The organism is Marinobacter nauticus, from assembly GCF_003634635.1.
In the GTDB taxonomy this organism is placed as follows: Bacteria; Pseudomonadota; Gammaproteobacteria; order Pseudomonadales; family Oleiphilaceae; genus Marinobacter; species Marinobacter nauticus.
Map to the genome: position 1 here is coordinate 76,012 of NZ_RBJB01000003.1, position 17,554 is coordinate 93,565.

The window sequence follows — 17,554 nt, forward strand, 5'->3', positions numbered from 1 at the left end:
ATCAGAATCCATAAGACCACCGCGCAGAGAGAGACCACTGGTCCAACTCTCGCGAGCGTACTGCAATTTTATCTTCCGCGATCTGGCCAGAGAGCCTGACCTTACCGTATTCCGTCCCAAACTCCCAAAAACCGCCGAACAACATGACAGCCTGATCTCTTGAGGAATAGAAGTACGTTACGTCCGAATCTGGCACAGTAACTCTGGACGGAGGGTTGCCAGTAAAATCAACATAACTGACAGAAGCGCCGATGGTATTGCCATCCGACAGAAAATCGAAATAGCCCAGAGTGAGAATCTGGCTGTCGGCGTCTATGCTTGCGGCGAGGTTACGACCCTTGTAGCGGTAGCCCGTGCGATAAACCCGGTGTTCGTACGCTATGTCCTCCATCGGCGTACCAAACAAGTTATCAGCCAGCGTGTCTGCTCCCTCCAGGTACCAACGCTGCTCCCTGCCCCACAAGCTGGTGGTTGCATCTGCGCCTAATAGCCAGGATTTCCGGGACGGAAAGCCGCCCGCCTCGTCTTCGCCCATCATCTGGCCGTAAATCGAGGCGGTTTGCTCGCCTATTTCAAAGCCGTATCTAACGTCCACTGCCCCGAGCTGATTGCTCGGGTCCTCGGCCGCATCCCTTGGGTTGTCATTACCAGCAAAGGCATCCCAGAACGTAGAGAAAGAGGCAGACCGGCCATCCCCGCCAAAAATAAATGTGCGTGTAAGACCGATATCCAGCCCTTCGATCGGTCTGAATGTTCCGCGAAATCCAACCAGGAGTGGATCGGCCACTTCACGCTCACCTTCAAGCTGGCTCACGGTGGCGGTGATTTGCCAGGGACCGAGCCAGGATAGCCAGGGCGTTTCAAATGGCGTTTCCCGATGGCGGCTTAACCAAACGCCAGGTGCAGGCCGAGCATTATTCGAAAGAATCAGACTGTTCTGCCAACCTGGTCCCCACCATCTTTCCACGGCGCCTGCCCCCAGGACCCAGTTGCCCGGAAACAGAGCCAGGTAACTGCCATCGAGGCGTGCTGCATCGTCGTCGCTTGGATTGGCAACCAGTTGCGCATTGATTCCTGCAGCCCACCAGTTACCATCATACTCCGCCCTGGCTGCAAGCATGCCTTCCTGAGACTCCGCGCTGGCGTAGTCGGTAATAAACTCGTTCTCTGTGCTGCCCGAGATCGCCAAACCAGCAGACAGGCCGTTATTGCGAGCCATGCCAACAGAGCCTTTCATAACTGGCCAGGTCGTAACGGTATGGTTCAAAGAACCTGAATCCGCTCGTTTCTGGAGTTGATGGCGCTCATAAGCATCGCCAACGGTGGTCCACGGTGCAGCATCGACTGTGCTAACGCTAAGGCACGCTACCGCCCCACCGACCAGAGCCCAGTGTTTTGAGGTCATAGGATTTGATTTTCTGAGGACAAGGATAGAACGGCTACAACGGGAGAGACGTTCCCAACAGCTTCCTTGTCAGGGAATGAATGAAGTATTTCAAAAGCGTGACGATTCTACGGCATGGGGTATGACACGCAAGTGACAAAAAGTCTGACACTTCAACAATCAGGGCGTTATGGCAGTAAACATTTGTTAAATATTAGAAAGTGCAGCTAATCAGGTCACATTTTCGCCATCAGGCTTTTCAGGATCTGATGACGGAAACAGGCACCTTTACTTGCTGCTGCTTCTGCATAAACGAAATCAGCACAATCGCGCGCTCTTCACCATCATAGGCCTGAAAAATTGCGCTAATACCTTTAAACGGCCCATCATCCAGCTCTATGGGCTGGCCCGGCTTGATGCCGCCCTGCTCTGCCACCTTATCCATACTGCTTTTAATGTGGGCGATCACTTCATCGTCAATCGGTGCTGGCCGGTTGGCAAAGCTGACAATGCGCAACACTCCCCGGGTGGACCGGAGCTTTGCCCACATCGGGTCGGTTTGCTCCAGGTTCACAAATACGTACCCCGGAAACAGGGGCTCCAGTTTTCTGGTGCGTTTACCTGCCTTGATCTTCTCCACCTCGATTTTCGGGTAGAAGCAGGCGATATCCTGATTCTGCAGGTGCTGGACCGCCCGGTCGCCCTGGGCCGGCTTGTGTTGTAGTGCGTACCAGGTCATGGGTTAGAAATACCAGTTTCCCGCGGCAATGAAATTAGGGTTCAGGATGTTTTCTTTTCCGTAAACCAAGGGCTGGCCCTCCGGCGTTTGCACCTTCCCCCCTGCGGCGACGAGCACCGCGTGGGCGGCTGCGGTATCCCACTCGCTGGTCGGGCCCATTCGCGGATAAATATCAGCATGACCCTCGGCAATTCGGCAGAATTTCAGGGAGCTGCCAGCCTGGACGGTTTCGTGCGATCCCAGGGCCTCAATAAAGGCACGGGTTTCTTCATTCAGGTGGTTTTTGCTGGCGACCACCCGCAACGTGTCTTTGGGTTCTGCCACCCGTATGCGGTGCACCCGGCCGGTGCGGTCCCGCATGTGAGCGCCTTCACCCTTGATGCCCCAGAAAGCTTCTTTCAAGGCTGGAGCGGTGACCACGCCCATCACGGGCTCGCCATCTTCAATCATGGCGATGTTGACGGTGAATTCCCCCGTGCGCTGGGTAAAATCCTTGGTGCCGTCGATGGGGTCAATCAGCCAGAACCGGCGCCATTTTTTCCGCTCTTCCCAGGGAATCTCCGCGCCCTCTTCCGAGAGTATGGGAATGTCCCGGCTGATTTGGCGCAGGCCCTTGACAATGATGTCGTGGCTGGCGATGTCCGCAGCGGTGATGGGTGAGTGATCTTCCTTATAATTCACTTTGAAATCAGACTGGTAGATATGCAGCACTTTTTCGCTGGCTTCATCAGCGATTTTGATCACATCTGGCAGTATGGAACTGTAGTGCATCAGATCTCTACCTCTTCAAACAAATCCGGTACCTCGGCATCCCATCCGAACTTTTCCGAGATGCGCTTGCGCATGGTATCACTGGCTACCGCTTCGCCGTGAGTCACATACACCTTTTCGGGCTTCAGAGTACCTTGCTCCAGCCAGTGCAGGATTTCCCGATAGTCGCCATGAGCACTCATGGAATCCATGTTATGGATCTCTGCCTTCACCGGCCAGTACTCACCGTGAATCTTGACCGACTCGGCACCATGCACCAAGACATCGCCGCGTGTACCAGGTGCCTGGAAGCCGGCAAAGACAACGCTGTTTCTGGGATTTGGCAGCAGGGTTTTAAGGTGGTGCAACACCCGGCCGCCCGAGGCCATTCCACTGGCCGAGATGATCACGCAGGGATACCTCACGGCGTCCAGCTCAATGGATTCCTCGACGGTGCGAACGAACTCTGTTTTGTCGTCGATCAGCTCGCACTGGGCGCCGTTAAGCTTGTGCTCTTTGTGATGTTTGCAGAAAATTTCCGTGGCTTTGATGGCCATGGGGCTGTTGAGATACACCGGCAGTTTGGGAATTCGCCCCTGCCCCATCAGTTTGTGCACAACGTACAACAACATCTGGGCCCGACCAACGGCGAAAGCGGGCATCAATACGATCCCGCCGCGGCCCGCAGTTTTGGTTATGATCTCCTCCAGGTCCTTTTCTGGATCGGTTTCACCATGGGTACGGTCGCCGTAAGTGGATTCACACACCAAAACATCGGCATGACTGATCGGCTCTGGTGGGCGCATGATGATGTCGTCCTGGCGCCCGACATCGCCACTGAACACCACGGTGCGGGATGAACTCTTGTGCGTAACGTGCACGCAGGAGGAGCCCAGGATATGCCCGGCCGGGGTGAACTGAACCTCAAAACCCTTCACCGGCTCGAACTTCTCGTGGTAGTGCAACGATTCAAAGTGTTTCAGAGCTTCCCAGGCGTCTTTCTCGGTAAACAGTGGTTCCGGTTTTTCGTGCTTTGAGAACTTTTTCCGGAAGGCGTACTTGGCATCCTCTTCCTGCAGGAACCCGGCATCGGGCAGCAGCACTTTGCAGAGCTCATGAGTGGCTTTGGTGCAGTAGATCTTGCCTTTAAACCCGTTCTTGACCAACGCAGGAAGGTAGCCGGAATGGTCAATGTGCGCGTGGGTAAGCACCACCGCATCGATGGTGGAAGGATCTACCGGAAATTTGGCCCAGTTTCGGCGGCGCAGGGTTTTCACGCCCTGGTACATGCCACAATCCACCAGCATGCGGTGATTGTCGTCGGAAAGCAGATAACGGGAGCCGGTGACGGTGCCCGTGCCACCGAGGAAGCGGAGTTTCATAGGCGCGTAAGTCCTTGTCTGGTTGGCGATAGACAAAGCTTAACGTAATTTTCCGGTGAAGGGAGTGCTGTGGAGAGAGGAATTGACCCCGGTCAGCGGTAATCACCGGGGCCTGATGAAGGTTTTAACCCGCAACAACACCACAGGCTACTCGGGCACCGCCACCCCCAAGAGGCTGGGGTGAATCCGAGTAATTATCTCCCCCACCGTGAATCACCAGGGCCCGGCCTTTAAAATCGTTCAGCTGCAGTCGCGGCGCAATATTGGTCTGGGCATTTTTACCCTCCTGGCCAACGTGCAACCTCGGCAGGTCACCAAGATGCCCGGATTTATCAAACGGGCCTTTGTGCTTCCCGGTGTTTTTTGGATCGTAATGCCCACCTGCGGCCCCTGCAGGCGTTGTTTTTCCGTCTTTTTCTACTGGGCTGCAGTCCGCGCTTTCATGAAGGTGAAAGCCGTGAACTCCGGGCGAGAGACCAGTGAGATCAGACTCAATAAGTACGCCCTGATCGTAAGCGGTGAGTGTAACCGTGCCTATGGAATCCCCGCGGCCTTCCACGCCGGCTTCAAACATTTCCACCTCAAGCTTTGACTCTGCGACTACCTGTGAAGCCGCCAGAATCAAAGCAGCGGACGTTGTGACAAGGGATAATCCCTGTTTTTTGCTATGCATACTGTTCTCCTTATCCATTGCTGTTTAAGAAGATAGCGATGCTCCGCATGGTGAGCGCCTGCCAAAAAGCGTAGTCACGATCTCGCTTGTTTTAAACATTTGACGATGCGAATGCCCTGAATTCCGAATTTTTGATCTTTGGCAAGACCACCACCCGAGCAGCCGACTATTCTTTGGCCTTTCCGAAGAAGTAGGTGGCTTATGTTGGGTAGTTCGCATTTGAGGAAACTGATGATCGTCGTCGGCCTGGCGGCCTCTCCCATGGTTTCAGCCAGCTCTGCCGACGATGCAATGTCACGACTGAACACCATCATGGCCGATGACGCCAAGCGCCAGGCGAGCTACGAAGCCGGTCACGAACGCATCCGCTTCTGCGGCTATTGCCACGGCGAGGACGGCAACAGCAAGCGCGAATACATACCCAACCTGGCCGCCCAACACCCGCTCTACCTGTTCAACCAGTTCGAGAGATTCCGCGACGGTACCCGCGAGGACTATGTGATGTCCAAGCTGGCGAAAACACTGTCATTGGAGGAGCGGATTAATATTGCGGTTTATTACAGCCAGCAAACGGCTAAGCCCCGCACCGGCAGCGACCCCACCAAGGCTGAGGCTGGCGAGAAGCTGTTTGCTGTGCGCTGTGCCGGTTGCCACGGTGACAAAGCACAAGGTTTCAGGGATATGCCCCGCCTGGCCGGGCAACCGACTGAATACCTTGGGATTGCGTTAAAACGGTTCAAGGAGATGGACCCCACCAAACACAGTACGCCGATGATTGGGGTGGCTGGGGTTTTGTCGGAGGGGCAGATCGAGGCATTAATCTCTTACCTGACCCGCCAATAAGCCGCTCTATCAGATTTCGGTGCATCCGGGCGGCAGCAGGCGAGACTGCCAGTTTGGCGCGGCGGTTCTGTCTATAAAGCAAGTCCAGGCACCACCAATGCTCCGCTCGTATCGAATCACGATGCCCGCCAAATTTGGGTGAGCATTGCCGCCCATGGTCACCTCGATATGCCCAGAACCGTCAGGGTTGACCGTTGCAATCTCAATCGCGGAGCTTCCAACCGTCATAGCGGATGGAGAGTAACCCAAGGTTTCATTGTTGATCGGCGTGGAAGCAGAGAGGTTCGCCTCAAACGCTGATCGGTACGACGCAAGCTCCGCCGCAGCACGATTGATTTGGGATTTCATGGTGTTAGCCTGAAGAAAAGGCAGCGACACAGCCGCAAGAATGCCAATAACGGCTACAACAATCATCAATTCTATCAGGGTAAAACCGTCGCTATTCCGAACCATGACCATGCCTCACTCTATGCATTTTGGCATTTAGTAAGGCAAAAAACAGGCCATCAGCGTCAACTCCACAGGGCGACAATTTCAACTTCCCATGTCATTGCGCGGGAAATAGCCATGCAACCAGAATCGGGGAAGAGCTCGCTCCCTCAAGACTTGGTAATAATAGGACTCGTCCTCTCTCATATCGAGATAATACTTCCTCACTTCACCCCCCCAGGCGCCCCAGAGCAAAAAGACAAGCGTGGCGATTACGGCCCCCTGAAGAGCTTTTCTCACGGGGCGCGAGGCATTGTTCTTACATCTCTCCCCCTTAAGGATATTCGGAACGATAAACCCAAAGAAAACGGGCAGAATCAACAGCCCCACTAGCATCGAGCCTGGCGCGATAAATACCGCTGATACGCCCGCATGAATTAAGGCCCCGACAATAGAAGCCAACAGAGCCGCAAGAACAATCGCCTCGGTTGAACTCTCACTCACCTTTATGACTTTGCAGCGAGCATAGAGAAACGAAGCAACCTGAAAAGCCACCCAGAGCAATGTCAGAACAAGCAGCCACCCATACTCAGCCGCCCACATGAGGTACATGTTGTGTGGGTGCCCAAACTTGTTACTCTCAGCATAAGACGTCGTCAATAAATCGTGGGTTAACCATGACTGGGGGCCCATTCCGAGAGGAAACCTCTGGAGGCTCATCTCCCACGCTTCGATAAACAACGGCGCTCTGCCCGAGCTCCCCTGACTAATGGTACGCAATTCCAGCTCCCCGAAAACCAGAATTGGCACAAGCAGCGACAAGACAAACCAAAAGAAGCCACCAAGCACAAGGTAGGCCAGGAATTGCTTCAACCATGGCCAACACTGGCGACCAATGATTACGCTCGCGACAACGACACCCACGGCCACACCCAGCACAGATCCACGAGATGCCGACAGGAAGACAATCCACCACCATAGCCCCGCACCAACGGCAACAAGCACTCGCCAAAGCCGATGATTTGCAAAAGGCCCCATCAACACAGCTAAGGGCAAGACAGGAAGAAGCCACGTCGCCACATGGCTCCAATAGCGAATATTGACAAACCCCCAGGGAATCAGATCAGAGAGCTCGGAATGACCGCCCTCCAGGGCAAACAGGTAAACATTCAGCGACATTGCGCCGTAGAGAAAACAGGCAGCAGCCGTTATAACGACAAGTACCTCAAGGCACTTCATGGTGATATCTGATTTGGCCAGAGCGATACCGCCCAGAATGACGGCGGCAAAATAGAATGAATATAGGCCTGGCTCGACATAGGCGTAGGGCTGTCGGATATATGCCAGCGAAAGCACTGGAAACCCAACAACAAGCAAAATAAACGGCAAGGCCTGCACAACGGCTCGCCTGGACAAGACACCTCTTGAGATCAAAAAATAGGTAGAGACAACCGTAATGCCCCCCAGCCAGGCCACCAAAAGAAATCTCTGGTCCGCGTAGGACCCTGCCGAGGTTGGTAGAAAATCCGCAAAAAGAACCGCCAGTAAGGTGATCGCGACGAAGGAAGCTGCGGTGGCTATCCCCACCCGGCTTGTTTTCAATATCATCTGGCCTCCCAACAAAAAAGCCCAAAGCGTCTGCTTTGGGCTTTCAGTCTACCGCGTTGACAACTGTTGATCGTCGCGGCGTCTCAGCTATGCGATTTTCGCATTAGGAAGCCGGGCAACCTGCAGGTGCGTAGCTGTCTTTCCAACCGTTGTTGGTGGTCGGAGGAGTGATTTCGCAAGTGTACGCGCCGTTAGCAGTGCGGGACACAGTGATGGTGGCACCACGAACCGCTGCAGAAGCGTCAGTGCCCATTTCAACGTTCCAGGACATAGTTGCCAGAGCGCCATCAACAATGTTCAGACCGAAGTTCGGACCAGTGTTTGCACCAACAACCAGGTTGGAACCAGTCCAGCCAATACCGATAGTGCGAGGGTTGGTTGTCAGGTCGTCTTCATTGCCAATCTGGCCACCGTTGTTGAAGATGCTCTCAGCGTTGGATTTCAGAGCATTTACTTCACCAACTACACGAGAAACCTGGGTACGAGCGGTGTAGTCCTGGTACTGGGGAATAGCAACAGCTGCCAGGATACCGATGATCGCTACAACGATCATCAGTTCGATCAGGGTAAAACCCTTCTGAGCGTGATTCATTTTGATTTCTTGCATGTTATCGACCTCTAGAGTTGTCGTTTTGCGTGTTACAGCTCCGGGGGCTGTGGAGCAAGGCCCCGCATCCGCTTTGAGCTGATTCTGGAAAAGCATACGGCGTGCCAATTGTCATATAATGCAAAAAAGTCACTCTCGCTCAGCGTGTTATGAGCTTATGTGAACCAGGTCACGCACTCGCAGGTGCGCCGCGCTCAGTCCAGGTGTGACGTTTTTTGTCACCCGAAAGCAAATTCTAGACACGCACCCTATTACTACATGTCCTCCCCCCTGTTGCGCCTACTCTTCTGACGGAACCTTTCCAAACCATTCCGGTACATCTAAACTCTCCATCGATGAATACGACATTCAGTCACTTAGACGATTCTTCTCAGAGCATTTATGGCGACCAATAACAGAAACGTGACACTGACAGGACTTGCACGCCGCTTCGTAGACGACGGCCTGCTGGATGAAGAAACAGCAAAGGACGCATTTCTCCAGGCCTCCCAGAACCGCATTCCACTGATCACCTATCTGACACAGAATCAGCTGGCTGACAGTTCCAAGCTCGCCTTCTCAGCGGCGATGGAATTTGGCGTTTCCGTAATGGATCTTGATTCGTTTCTGCCTGAGATGATGCCTGAGAAGGTTGTCGACGAAAAACTACTCCGCAAACACAACGCCTTGCCGCTCTACAAACGCGGGAATCGCCTGTTCATTGCGGTGTCGGATCCCACGAACATTCAGGCCCTGGACGAGATCAAGTTCAACACCGGCCTGAGCACCGATGCCATCCTCGTAGACGACGCCAAACTAAGGGCTGCCATTGATCGCTATCTTGAATCCCATGATTCCACCATGGGCGACCTGGAAGATGCAGACCTTGAGGGAGTCGAGACGGAAGGCGGCGATCACGAAGATGACGACGGTTCCGTATCGACAACCGAAGTTGACGATGCCCCGATCGTTAAGTATGTGAACAAAATGCTGCTGGACGCTATCCGTGGTGGCGCCTCCGATATTCACTTCGAGCCTTATGAAAAAGCGTACCGGGTTCGATACCGCACAGACGGCATTCTTAAAGAAGTGTCCCGCCCTTCTATCAAGCTGGCACCGAAGATTTCAGCGCGGGTGAAGATCATGGCGCAACTGGATATTTCTGAGCGCCGAGTTCCCCAAGACGGCAGGATAAAGCTTAAGCTGTCGAAAACCAAAGCCATCGACTTCCGGGTGAACACCCTCCCGACCCTGTGGGGAGAGAAGATTGTTCTGCGTATTCTGGATCCCAGCCAGGCCCAGCTCGGGATTGACGTACTGGGCTACGAAGAAGACCAGAAGGAGATGTACCTTGAAGCGCTCGAACAGCCTCAGGGCATGATCCTGGTAACTGGCCCGACAGGGTCTGGTAAGACCGTATCACTCTATACCGGCCTCAATATTCTGAACACCACCGAGCGAAATATATCGACGGCCGAGGATCCGGCGGAGATCAACCTTGAAGGTATCAACCAGGTAAACGTCAACACCAAGGTCGGCCTTGGATTTGCCGAGGCCTTGCGGGCATTTCTACGTCAGGATCCGGACGTCATCATGGTGGGTGAGATCCGGGACCTTGAAACTGCAAACATCGCCATCAAAGCCGCACAGACCGGTCACCTGGTTCTATCTACACTGCACACCAACAGCGCCGCCGAGACGCTCACTCGAATGATGAACATGGGCGTGCCTGCCTTTAACATCGCGACGTCGGTTAGCCTGATCATCGCCCAACGACTTGGCCGAAGACTGTGCAGCGCCTGCAAACAACCCTCAGACGTCCCTCAGGACGTGCTTTTGAAGGAAGGGTTCACACAAGAACAAATTGATACAGGCTTCACGTTGTACCGCCCCAAGGGCTGTGATAAATGCAATGGTGGATATAAGGGCCGCGTTGGTATTTACGAGGTGGTCCGCATTACCGATGAACTGGCAAACATGATTATGGAAGAAGCCAGCTCCATTAAAATTGCAAAGCAGGCTCAGGCAGAAGGCTTCCGAAATCTCAGGCAGTCGGCTCTTATGAAGGTGATTCAGGGAGTGACCAGCCTTGAGGAAGCCAATCGCGTGACGAAGGATTAAGCATGGCAGAAAAAGCGCAGAAGCTGGAATCGTATGTTTGGGAAGGCAAAGACCGCAAAGGCAATAAAGCCAAGGGCGAACTGACCGGATCTAACCTGGCCCTGGTTAAGGCCCAGTTGAGAAAGCAGGGCATTATTCCGGACAAGGTCAAGAAAAAGCCCAAACCACTCTTTGGTGGCAAAAAGAAAATCACACCGTTCGACATTGCGATGCTGACCCGCCAGCTCGCAACGATGATGAAAGCTGGCGTTCCTCTGGTTCAGAGCTTCGACATCGTTGCCGACGGCCTTGAGAACAAGGGTCTGCAAGAACTGGTGATGAGCATTCGCAACGACATTTCGTCTGGTACGGGTTTCGCTTCTGCGCTGCGCAAACACCCAAGACACTTTGACGATCTCTACTGCAACTTGGTCGAGTCCGGCGAGAAAGCAGGTGCGCTGGAGCAGATGCTTGACCGAATAGCTACGTACCTTGAAAAAACCGAGCTGCTCAAAAAGAAAGTTAAAAAAGCAATGACCTACCCCATTGCTGTTGTTGTAGTTGCGATCATCGTAACTGCCATTCTACTGGTAAAAGTCGTACCCCAATTCGAAAGCCTGTTCCAGGGTTTTGGCGCCGAGCTACCGGTATTTACACAAATGGTGGTTCGGCTTTCGGAGTGGATGCAATCCTGGTGGTTTGTGGTCTTGCTTGGGATAGTAGGCGTTATCTTTACGTTTAAAGAGGCAAAACGCCGCTCGCCAAAGTTTTCAGATTTTGTCGACAAGTACACACTCAAGTTGCCCATTGTGGGTGAAATTCTCGATAAATCCGCCGTCGCGAAGTTTGGCCGGGTGCTTTCCACTACGTTTGCTGCAGGTGTCCCCCTTGTTGATGCGCTGGATTCGGTAGCCGGTGCGACGGGCAATGCGGTATATCGCGATGCAGTTATGCGCATCAAAAATGATGTTTCAAGCGGCACCCAACTCCAGGCATCAATGCGACAGCAAGACGTCTTCCCCGTTATGGCCGTTCAGCTGACAGCCATCGGCGAAGAGTCCGGTAACCTGGACGAAATGCTTGGCAAGGTTGCGGAGCATTACGAAGCCGTTGTTGACGATATGGTGGACAACCTCACCGCCTTGATGGAACCCATGATCATGTCGGTTCTCGGCGTGTTGGTTGGCGGTCTCATCGTCGCGATGTACCTCCCCATCTTCCAGATGGGCCAGGTCGTCGGCTGATTTCCACCGGCATCCCCCCTCTCCTGCAGGGAGAGGGGGGCAAAAAAACGATAAACCAGAGTCTCTGAATGCTCCCCCTAGAAACCATCCTGTCCACTCCCTGGCTTCTCTATCTGGTCGTCATTTTTGTCTCTCTCTGCGTCGGTAGTTTTCTGAACGTTGTCATCCTTCGCCTGCCCAAAATGATGAAGCAGGAATGGCGCTGCCAGTGCGAGGAGTTTCTGGAAGTGCCGGAGGGCGACCGCAAGTCAGATGAGCGGATAACGCTTTCAAAGCCGGCCTCCACCTGCCCGTCCTGCGGCCACAAAATTCGTGCCTGGGAGAACATTCCGGTCATCAGCTGGCTAATGCTTGGTGGCCAATGCTCTTCGTGCAAAACACGTATTTCCCCGCGTTACCCCATCGTTGAAGCACTGACTGCGGGTTTTTCCGTCGTAACGGTTTATCTGCTGGGGCCATCTGAGACCGCGCTCTGGGCACTGCTGATGGTCTGGGCTCTGGTGGCGCTGACCATGATCGATTTCGACACACAACTCCTGCCAGACGGCATCACCCTGCCCCTGATGTGGCTTGGCCTGGTGCTTAACTACTTTGGTGTGCTGACGGATTTTGGCAGTGCTTTCTGGGGCGCCGTGGCAGGTTACCTCTCGCTCTGGAGCGTGTACTGGTTGTTCAAGCTGGCCACCGGCAAAGAAGGCATGGGGCACGGGGACTTCAAGCTGTTAGCGGCGCTGGGGGCCTGGCTGGGCTGGCAACTGCTGCCTGCGGTGATTCTGCTCTCCTCTCTGGTGGGCGCGATTGTGGGCATCAGTCTGATGGTATTCCGCAAACACGGGCGTGAAGTGCCGATTCCTTTCGGCCCTTACCTGGCCGCTGCAGGCTTACTCTCGTTGTGGTTTGGGACTGAAATCCAGGCCATATGGTTCGGGTACCTAGGAGTCTGAATGTCCCGCTATTCGGTTATCGGCCTCACCGGAGGTATTGGCTCCGGAAAATCCACAGTTGCCCGCATGTTTGGCGCTCTTGGCGTGCATTGGGTGGACGCTGACGATGTCGCCCGACAGGTCGTAGAACCAGGCACACAAGCCCTCAGAGCCATCGCTGATCACTTCGGCGAAAGTATTCTTCAGGATAACGGCGAACTGGATCGTGCTGCCCTGCGCCAAAAAGTGTTTGAGGACCCTGAACAACGACGCTGGCTGGAGGGATTGTTGCACCCCATCATCCGCCAGGAACTGATCCGCCAGTTATCACCCGAGGATTACAATCTGCCCTACGTGATGCTGGTCTCTCCCCTGCTTCTGGAGACCAACCAGCACGAACTGGTGGAGCGGATTGTTGTGGTGGATGTACCGGAAGAAACTCAGATTAATCGCACCATGACGAGAGACAGGAATAGCCGCGAACAGGTGGAGCGGATACTCGCTGCCCAAATGTCCAGAGCCGCGCGCCGCGAAAAATCCGATGCGATTATCGACAATGCCCAGCCGCTGGAGCGTGTGGAAACTTCAGTACGCGCTCTGCACCAACGTTTTCTGGCGGATTTCAGCCAAGGAGCATAGTCTGATCCGCCCCGCACTTATTCTTACTGCACTTGTCACCGGTCTCCTCGCTTGTTCCTCCACAAAAGCGGCAGAACCGGTCATCACCATGCGTGACATCTCGGTGCCCGCCCTTCTGGCGCCGGAGCGCCTGCCGATCTCGTTCTATACCTTCGAACCCGATGAGTTCTGGGCAGAGCCCAGGGATTCTTGGTGGCTGGGAGTCAGCGACTGGGTTATTCGGCAGGAACGTCAGCATGGCCCAACAGTGCAGTCCCTGGGTGCATGGGCGGATCGAACACTGTCCGGCTCTTCCCAGGCGCTGCCAAATAACGAAAGCTACCTGAGATTGGGGTTTGCAGCAGAATCAGAGTACAGCGACCTGGCCCAGTTCGAACCGGAGGTGCGTTTTCGTCTTGATGTACCCACCGCTGAGGAGAAACTGCGACTGGTAGTAGAGAGTGAAAGCGAGGAACTGATCCCACTGGCGGAGCGTGAGCGGGACAGGCAACTGACAGAGCCAGAGCGAACCGACACTGAAACAACCGGCGCCCTGAGATTTCTGACCGATGTCGGTGATGCCATCAACCTCTCGACCGATATTGGTGGCCGACTGAGGCTGCCACCCGAACTCTTCTGGCGTATGAAAGCGCGCAAGGGCTGGAAAATCGACAACGATTGGGCACTCAATGCCCAGCAACGTTTTTACTATTATCATACCGAAGGCTGGGGGGCCCGCAGTTGGGTTGGTTTAAACCGCTCACTGGGTAACGGCTGGCATTACTACAACTCATCCGAGCTGGAATGGATTCATTCTGACCGCGAATTTGTCGGGGCCCATGTTCACAGCGTGCAGAAACGTCTGAATACCCGGTCGGTGATCACCCCTCGTATTGGCGTGCTTGGCGAGAGCCAGCCAACCTGGCGCACCACAAGCTACTTTACAGATATCACATGGCGCTACCGGGTGTATGACAATTGGCTGTTCGCGGAGCTGATTCCGGCCCTGGAGTATCGGCGCGATGACGGGTTTGACGACCAGGCCTCTATCGTATTCCGAATCGAAATGTACTTTGCAGGCACCATTGACCGGGAGTGACATCAGAAATGAGCAGACCACTGCATAAAAGCCGGCCCGCCGAGGAAGCTCTGACACTCACACCGATTGCCATCACTCGCTCCTGCTTTCAGGACAAGTTCGGCGTTCCCCGGCAACCCGGCCTTACCCGCCATGCCCACGCGGAACTGGTTATACAAAGTCCCTTTGATCGTGAAGACGCTTTCCGGGGCCTTGAGTCAGCGAGCCATATCTGGCTTACCTTCCAGTTTCATGAAGCCGTTCGCGCCGAATGGCGCCCGGTGGTTCGGCCCCCGAGGCTTGGGGGTAACAAAAAAATCGGTGTGTTTGCCAGCCGTTCGCCTTTTCGCCCGAACAGTCTCGGCCTTTCCGTCGTCAGGAACGAAGGGCTCACACGCAAAAATGGCGAACTGGTCCTGAAGATCAGTAATCACGACCTGATTGAAGGCACACCGATTCTCGACATCAAGCCCTACCTGCCGTTTTCGGATTCTGTCCCGGAAGCATCACTGGGCTGGGCAGACAGCGCGCCGACCGACAGATTGGAGGTGACCTTTGCACCGGAAGCCTCTGACCAGCTAAGCCAGCTTCCGGAGGCCGACTATCCGGATTTCCGCGCCCTGATTGAGGACGTCGTCAGTTACGACCCGCGCCCGTCATTCCGCCGAGGACGGGATGAACAACGAATCTATGGAGCCAACCTGTTCGACAAGAATGTTCGGTTTCGATTTGTGAACGAAGATTCAATCATGCGTGTGGAAGTGATATCCGTCTGTTAAGATGCACCTTGGTGATTTTGTAGTCGACACAGGGAACTTGTGCCTTGCCTTCAAACCAGTTCTTCAAGCGTTTGGGTTTGCGCCCACTGGCACTGCGATTGCTTGGGTGGGTGCTGCTGTACAGCCTGATATTGTCACTGGTGGCAACGGGTGTTCAGATGATTGGCGAATTCGAACGCCAGAAATCGGAATTGCAGAGCAGTCAGGAGCGCGCCGCTGAACTTATCGCTGGCGGCATGAGCACCAACCTGTGGGTGATGAATTTCAGCGAAGTAGCCAATAGCCTGGACGACATGCGTTCCATGCCTTTTATTGGCTATGCACGGGTAATCACGACCACCGGCGAAGAATTCAGTACCGGCTCCTACCCTGAAGGCCGGGTAATTACCCAGACATTCCCCCTTGAATTCAACCGTTCCAGTTTTGACCGTCCGCAACGAGTGGGGGAACTGACCATTGTTTCGTCTATTGAACAGGTATACCAGGACATCCTCGATCGCGCCCTGCTGAATCTCCTGTTCCAGTCCATTGTGGTGATGCTGGGCACATTGGGATTGCTGTTGATTGTACGGGTAGCACTGTCCCGCCACCTGGAAACCATGGCGGACTATGCGGCCAAGCTGAATCTGGATGCGCTTGTTGAACCTCTCAAGCTGCGCCGGCGCAACCCTTCCCGGCCCGATGAGCTTTCAGAACTGGAACAGGCACTGAATAAAATGCGGTTGCAGATTCTCGAGGACACCCGCTCATTAAGGCAGACCACCATCCAGACTCAGGGCGAACGGGACGAAGCCATCCGGGCCAATCACGCCAAGAATCAGTTCCTGGCCAATGTCAGCCACGAGCTGCGTATTCCGCTTCAGTCTGTCCTCGGTTACGCCAATTTGCTGACCGACACGCCTCTGGACCAGGAGCAACGGGAGTATGTGAATACCCTGCTCAATGCCTCGGAAAGCCTGTCTTCCATCATCAATGACCTGCTGGATATCTCCAGCATGGAAGCCGGCAAGCTGGAGCTTGAAGCTATTCCTTTTGACCTGCGGGAAACCCTGAACGATCTGATTCACATGCTTGGCTCCCGGGCCCGGGAAAAAGGTCTGGCCCTGGAAGTACGGGTGGATGAAAACCTGCCCTGGGCGCTGACGGGAGACCCGGTACGTATTCGCCAGGTGTTGCTGAACCTGTTATCCAATGCCATTAAATTCACAGATTCCGGCCACGTGCTGATCAGCATTGAGGTTCTTGGCAGAAAAGAGGGCAAAGTGCGCCTTCGGTTGGCGGTTGAGGATACCGGGGTTGGTATAAATCCAGAGGATATACCTCTGGTATACGAGCCCTATGTTCAACTTGGTCAACGCTTCCAGCGTCAGTTACCTGGTGCGGGGCTCGGGCTCACCATCTGCCGTCAACTGGTCGATCTGATGGGCGGCTCGATGGATCTGGAGAGTCGCCCGGGTGAGGGCTCGACTTTCTGGGTGGAACTGTCACTCCAGGAGGCGACCGATGGCTCTGCCAAGGTGCGGCCGGATTCTCGGCAGGTGCAGGGCCGGCGGGTACTGGTCGTTGATTCCTACGAGCTGTCACGCAAGATTACACTGGAGATGCTATCCCGCTACGATGTTCACATTGATGCCGTGCGGTCAGCCGGGGAAGCACTGACCGCCCTGCGACAAGCCTTTGATGCAGGCATACCCTACGACGCTACAATTCTGGACGGCTTCGTGCCCGACATGGATGCGGATTTACTGTGCCGCCAGGTACGGAGCAACCCGCAATGGGCCGAAATGAGGCTTCTGATCCTGTCCTCCAACCCCCAGCGAGGGGACGCCGAGCATTTTCGCCAGGCCGGTGCTGATGCCTTCTTGAGCAAGTCTCTCCGGGAATCCTACCTGATTCCGATCCTGAACCAGCTGTTTACCCATGACACTCAACAGGAACGCCGGTTTCTTACCCGCTTTTCTCTGAAGACCATGGCGGATGCCGGAAGTCGCCAGCGGGAAATCCCTTGCGGTCGGATGCGGGTGCTGCTGGTGGAAGACAATCCCGTAAACCGCACCCTTACCCGGCGATTGCTGGAAAAACTGGGCTGCGAAGTCATGACGGCAAACGACGGGCAGGCCGCATCCTCTTTGTGGCAATGGCACCAGTTTGATGTGGTTTTCATGGACTGCGTTATGCCCCGGATGGACGGCTACGAAGCGACACGCCAGCTCCGGGCCTGGGAAACCAACCATGGTCGCAGCCGGGTACCGGTTGTGGCACTGACGGCCAGCGCCATGGAAGAAGACGAGGAACGTTGCCGCGAAGCGGGCATGGATTCCTTTGTGGCTAAACCTGTCAACCTTGAAATGCTACGGGCAGTGCTGGAACAATATTGTCAGGCTTCTGCAACATCCTGATGAAGCCGCAAGTCACCTG

16 protein-coding genes are annotated in these 17,554 nt (G+C 54.7%); 8 read left to right on the forward strand and 8 right to left on the reverse strand.

Features of this window, described 5'->3' with window-relative positions; translation table 11 throughout:
* Nucleotide 1: 1 nt before the first annotated feature.
* From C7436_RS06220 to sodC, 5 genes are all read right to left on the reverse strand, one after another.
* Nucleotides 2–1,219 (reverse strand): capsule assembly Wzi family protein, encoded by a 1,218-nt coding sequence (locus C7436_RS06220; RefSeq protein ID WP_158595260.1) that lies wholly within the window; start codon nt 1,217–1,219, stop codon nt 2–4.
* 424 nt (nt 1,220–1,643) lie between these two features.
* Nucleotides 1,644–2,123: a transcription/translation regulatory transformer protein RfaH gene (gene rfaH, locus C7436_RS06225; protein WP_014422074.1), complete on the reverse strand. Its 480-nt coding sequence runs from the start codon at nt 2,121–2,123 to the stop codon at nt 1,644–1,646.
* Between the two features lie 3 nt (nt 2,124–2,126).
* Complete coding sequence (gene cysQ / locus C7436_RS06230) at nt 2,127–2,894, reverse strand: 3'(2'),5'-bisphosphate nucleotidase CysQ (protein WP_121207098.1); 768 nt, start codon at nt 2,892–2,894, stop codon at nt 2,127–2,129.
* The gene (locus C7436_RS06235) at nt 2,894–4,255 is read right to left on the reverse strand and encodes an MBL fold metallo-hydrolase (RefSeq protein ID WP_023009043.1); all 1,362 of its coding nucleotides are present in this window, start codon (nt 4,253–4,255) and stop codon (nt 2,894–2,896) included. The genes cysQ and C7436_RS06235 overlap by 1 nt, the downstream gene beginning before the upstream one ends.
* Before the next feature lie 124 nt (nt 4,256–4,379).
* A complete protein-coding gene (sodC, locus tag C7436_RS06240; protein WP_121207099.1) occupies nt 4,380–4,928 on the reverse strand; it encodes a superoxide dismutase family protein in 549 nt (182 codons plus the stop codon).
* Between the two features lie 231 nt (nt 4,929–5,159).
* Between sodC and C7436_RS06245 the strand changes: the two genes are divergently transcribed.
* Nucleotides 5,160–5,771 carry a c-type cytochrome gene (locus C7436_RS06245; RefSeq protein WP_228198072.1) on the forward strand — a complete coding sequence of 204 codons (612 nt, stop codon included), beginning with the start codon at nt 5,160–5,162 and terminating at the stop codon, nt 5,769–5,771.
* A 9-nt stretch (nt 5,772–5,780) separates the two neighbouring features.
* On the opposite strand, the gene C7436_RS06250 is transcribed toward C7436_RS06245, so the two are convergent.
* From C7436_RS06250 to C7436_RS06260, 3 genes are all read right to left on the reverse strand, one after another.
* On the reverse strand, nt 5,781–6,230 hold the full coding sequence (locus C7436_RS06250; protein WP_121207101.1) for a pilin: 450 nt from the start codon (nt 6,228–6,230) through the stop codon (nt 5,781–5,783).
* Between the two features lie 75 nt (nt 6,231–6,305).
* Entirely contained in the window at nt 6,306–7,808 is a 1,503-nt protein-coding gene (locus tag C7436_RS06255) for an O-antigen ligase family protein (protein ID WP_121207102.1), read from the reverse strand.
* 103 nt (nt 7,809–7,911) lie between these two features.
* Complete coding sequence (locus C7436_RS06260; RefSeq protein WP_158595265.1) at nt 7,912–8,400, reverse strand: pilin; 489 nt, start codon at nt 8,398–8,400, stop codon at nt 7,912–7,914.
* 396 nt (nt 8,401–8,796) lie between these two features.
* On the opposite strand from C7436_RS06260, the gene pilB reads away from it, so the two are divergent.
* The 7 genes from pilB to C7436_RS06295 all read left to right on the forward strand — a co-directional run bounded on the left by pilB (nt 8,797) and on the right by C7436_RS06295 (nt 17,535).
* Nucleotides 8,797–10,515: a type IV-A pilus assembly ATPase PilB gene (pilB, locus tag C7436_RS06265; RefSeq protein WP_121207104.1), complete on the forward strand. Its 1,719-nt coding sequence runs from the start codon at nt 8,797–8,799 to the stop codon at nt 10,513–10,515.
* A gap of 2 nt (nt 10,516–10,517) precedes the next feature.
* Entirely contained in the window at nt 10,518–11,738 is a 1,221-nt protein-coding gene (locus C7436_RS06270; protein WP_121207105.1) for a type II secretion system F family protein, read from the forward strand.
* Nucleotides 11,739–11,806: 68 nt separating this feature from the next.
* Nucleotides 11,807–12,682 carry a prepilin peptidase gene (locus tag C7436_RS06275; RefSeq protein ID WP_121207106.1) on the forward strand — a complete coding sequence of 292 codons (876 nt, stop codon included), beginning with the start codon at nt 11,807–11,809 and terminating at the stop codon, nt 12,680–12,682.
* Nucleotides 12,683–13,300: a dephospho-CoA kinase gene (gene coaE, locus C7436_RS06280; protein ID WP_121207107.1), complete on the forward strand. Its 618-nt coding sequence runs from the start codon at nt 12,683–12,685 to the stop codon at nt 13,298–13,300.
* A gap of 88 nt (nt 13,301–13,388) precedes the next feature.
* Entirely contained in the window at nt 13,389–14,378 is a 990-nt protein-coding gene (locus C7436_RS06285; protein ID WP_121207108.1) for a hypothetical protein, read from the forward strand.
* Between the two features lie 8 nt (nt 14,379–14,386).
* Nucleotides 14,387–15,136 (forward strand): tRNA (N6-threonylcarbamoyladenosine(37)-N6)-methyltransferase TrmO, encoded by a 750-nt coding sequence (tsaA, locus tag C7436_RS06290; protein WP_121207109.1) that lies wholly within the window; start codon nt 14,387–14,389, stop codon nt 15,134–15,136.
* A gap of 44 nt (nt 15,137–15,180) precedes the next feature.
* Nucleotides 15,181–17,535, forward strand: a complete 2,355-nt coding sequence (locus C7436_RS06295) for a hybrid sensor histidine kinase/response regulator (RefSeq protein ID WP_121207110.1) — start codon at nt 15,181–15,183, stop codon at nt 17,533–17,535.
* The last annotated feature ends 19 nt before the right edge of the window (nt 17,536–17,554 follow it).

Excerpts from the sequence above, each read along its gene's own strand:
- C7436_RS06220 (WP_158595260.1), bottom strand. The coding sequence starts at position 1,219 with ATGGCTCGCAATAACGGCCTGTCTGCTGGTTTGGCGATCTCGGGCAGC.
- rfaH (WP_014422074.1), bottom strand. The coding sequence starts at position 2,123 with ATGACCTGGTACGCACTACAACACAAGCCGGCCCAGGGCGACCGGGCG.
- cysQ (WP_121207098.1), bottom strand. The coding sequence starts at position 2,894 with ATGCACTACAGTTCCATACTGCCAGATGTGATCAAAATCGCTGATGAA.
- C7436_RS06235 (WP_023009043.1), bottom strand. The coding sequence starts at position 4,255 with ATGAAACTCCGCTTCCTCGGTGGCACGGGCACCGTCACCGGCTCCCGT.
- sodC (WP_121207099.1), bottom strand. The coding sequence starts at position 4,928 with ATGCATAGCAAAAAACAGGGATTATCCCTTGTCACAACGTCCGCTGCT.
- C7436_RS06245 (WP_228198072.1), top strand. The coding sequence starts at position 5,160 with ATGATCGTCGTCGGCCTGGCGGCCTCTCCCATGGTTTCAGCCAGCTCT.
- C7436_RS06250 (WP_121207101.1), bottom strand. The coding sequence starts at position 6,230 with ATGGTCATGGTTCGGAATAGCGACGGTTTTACCCTGATAGAATTGATG.
- C7436_RS06255 (WP_121207102.1), bottom strand. The coding sequence starts at position 7,808 with ATGATATTGAAAACAAGCCGGGTGGGGATAGCCACCGCAGCTTCCTTC.
- C7436_RS06260 (WP_158595265.1), bottom strand. The coding sequence starts at position 8,400 with ATGAATCACGCTCAGAAGGGTTTTACCCTGATCGAACTGATGATCGTT.
- pilB (WP_121207104.1), top strand. The coding sequence starts at position 8,797 with ATGGCGACCAATAACAGAAACGTGACACTGACAGGACTTGCACGCCGC.
- C7436_RS06270 (WP_121207105.1), top strand. The coding sequence starts at position 10,518 with ATGGCAGAAAAAGCGCAGAAGCTGGAATCGTATGTTTGGGAAGGCAAA.
- C7436_RS06275 (WP_121207106.1), top strand. The coding sequence starts at position 11,807 with ATGCTCCCCCTAGAAACCATCCTGTCCACTCCCTGGCTTCTCTATCTG.
- coaE (WP_121207107.1), top strand. The coding sequence starts at position 12,683 with ATGTCCCGCTATTCGGTTATCGGCCTCACCGGAGGTATTGGCTCCGGA.
- C7436_RS06285 (WP_121207108.1), top strand. The coding sequence starts at position 13,389 with ATGCGTGACATCTCGGTGCCCGCCCTTCTGGCGCCGGAGCGCCTGCCG.
- tsaA (WP_121207109.1), top strand. The coding sequence starts at position 14,387 with ATGAGCAGACCACTGCATAAAAGCCGGCCCGCCGAGGAAGCTCTGACA.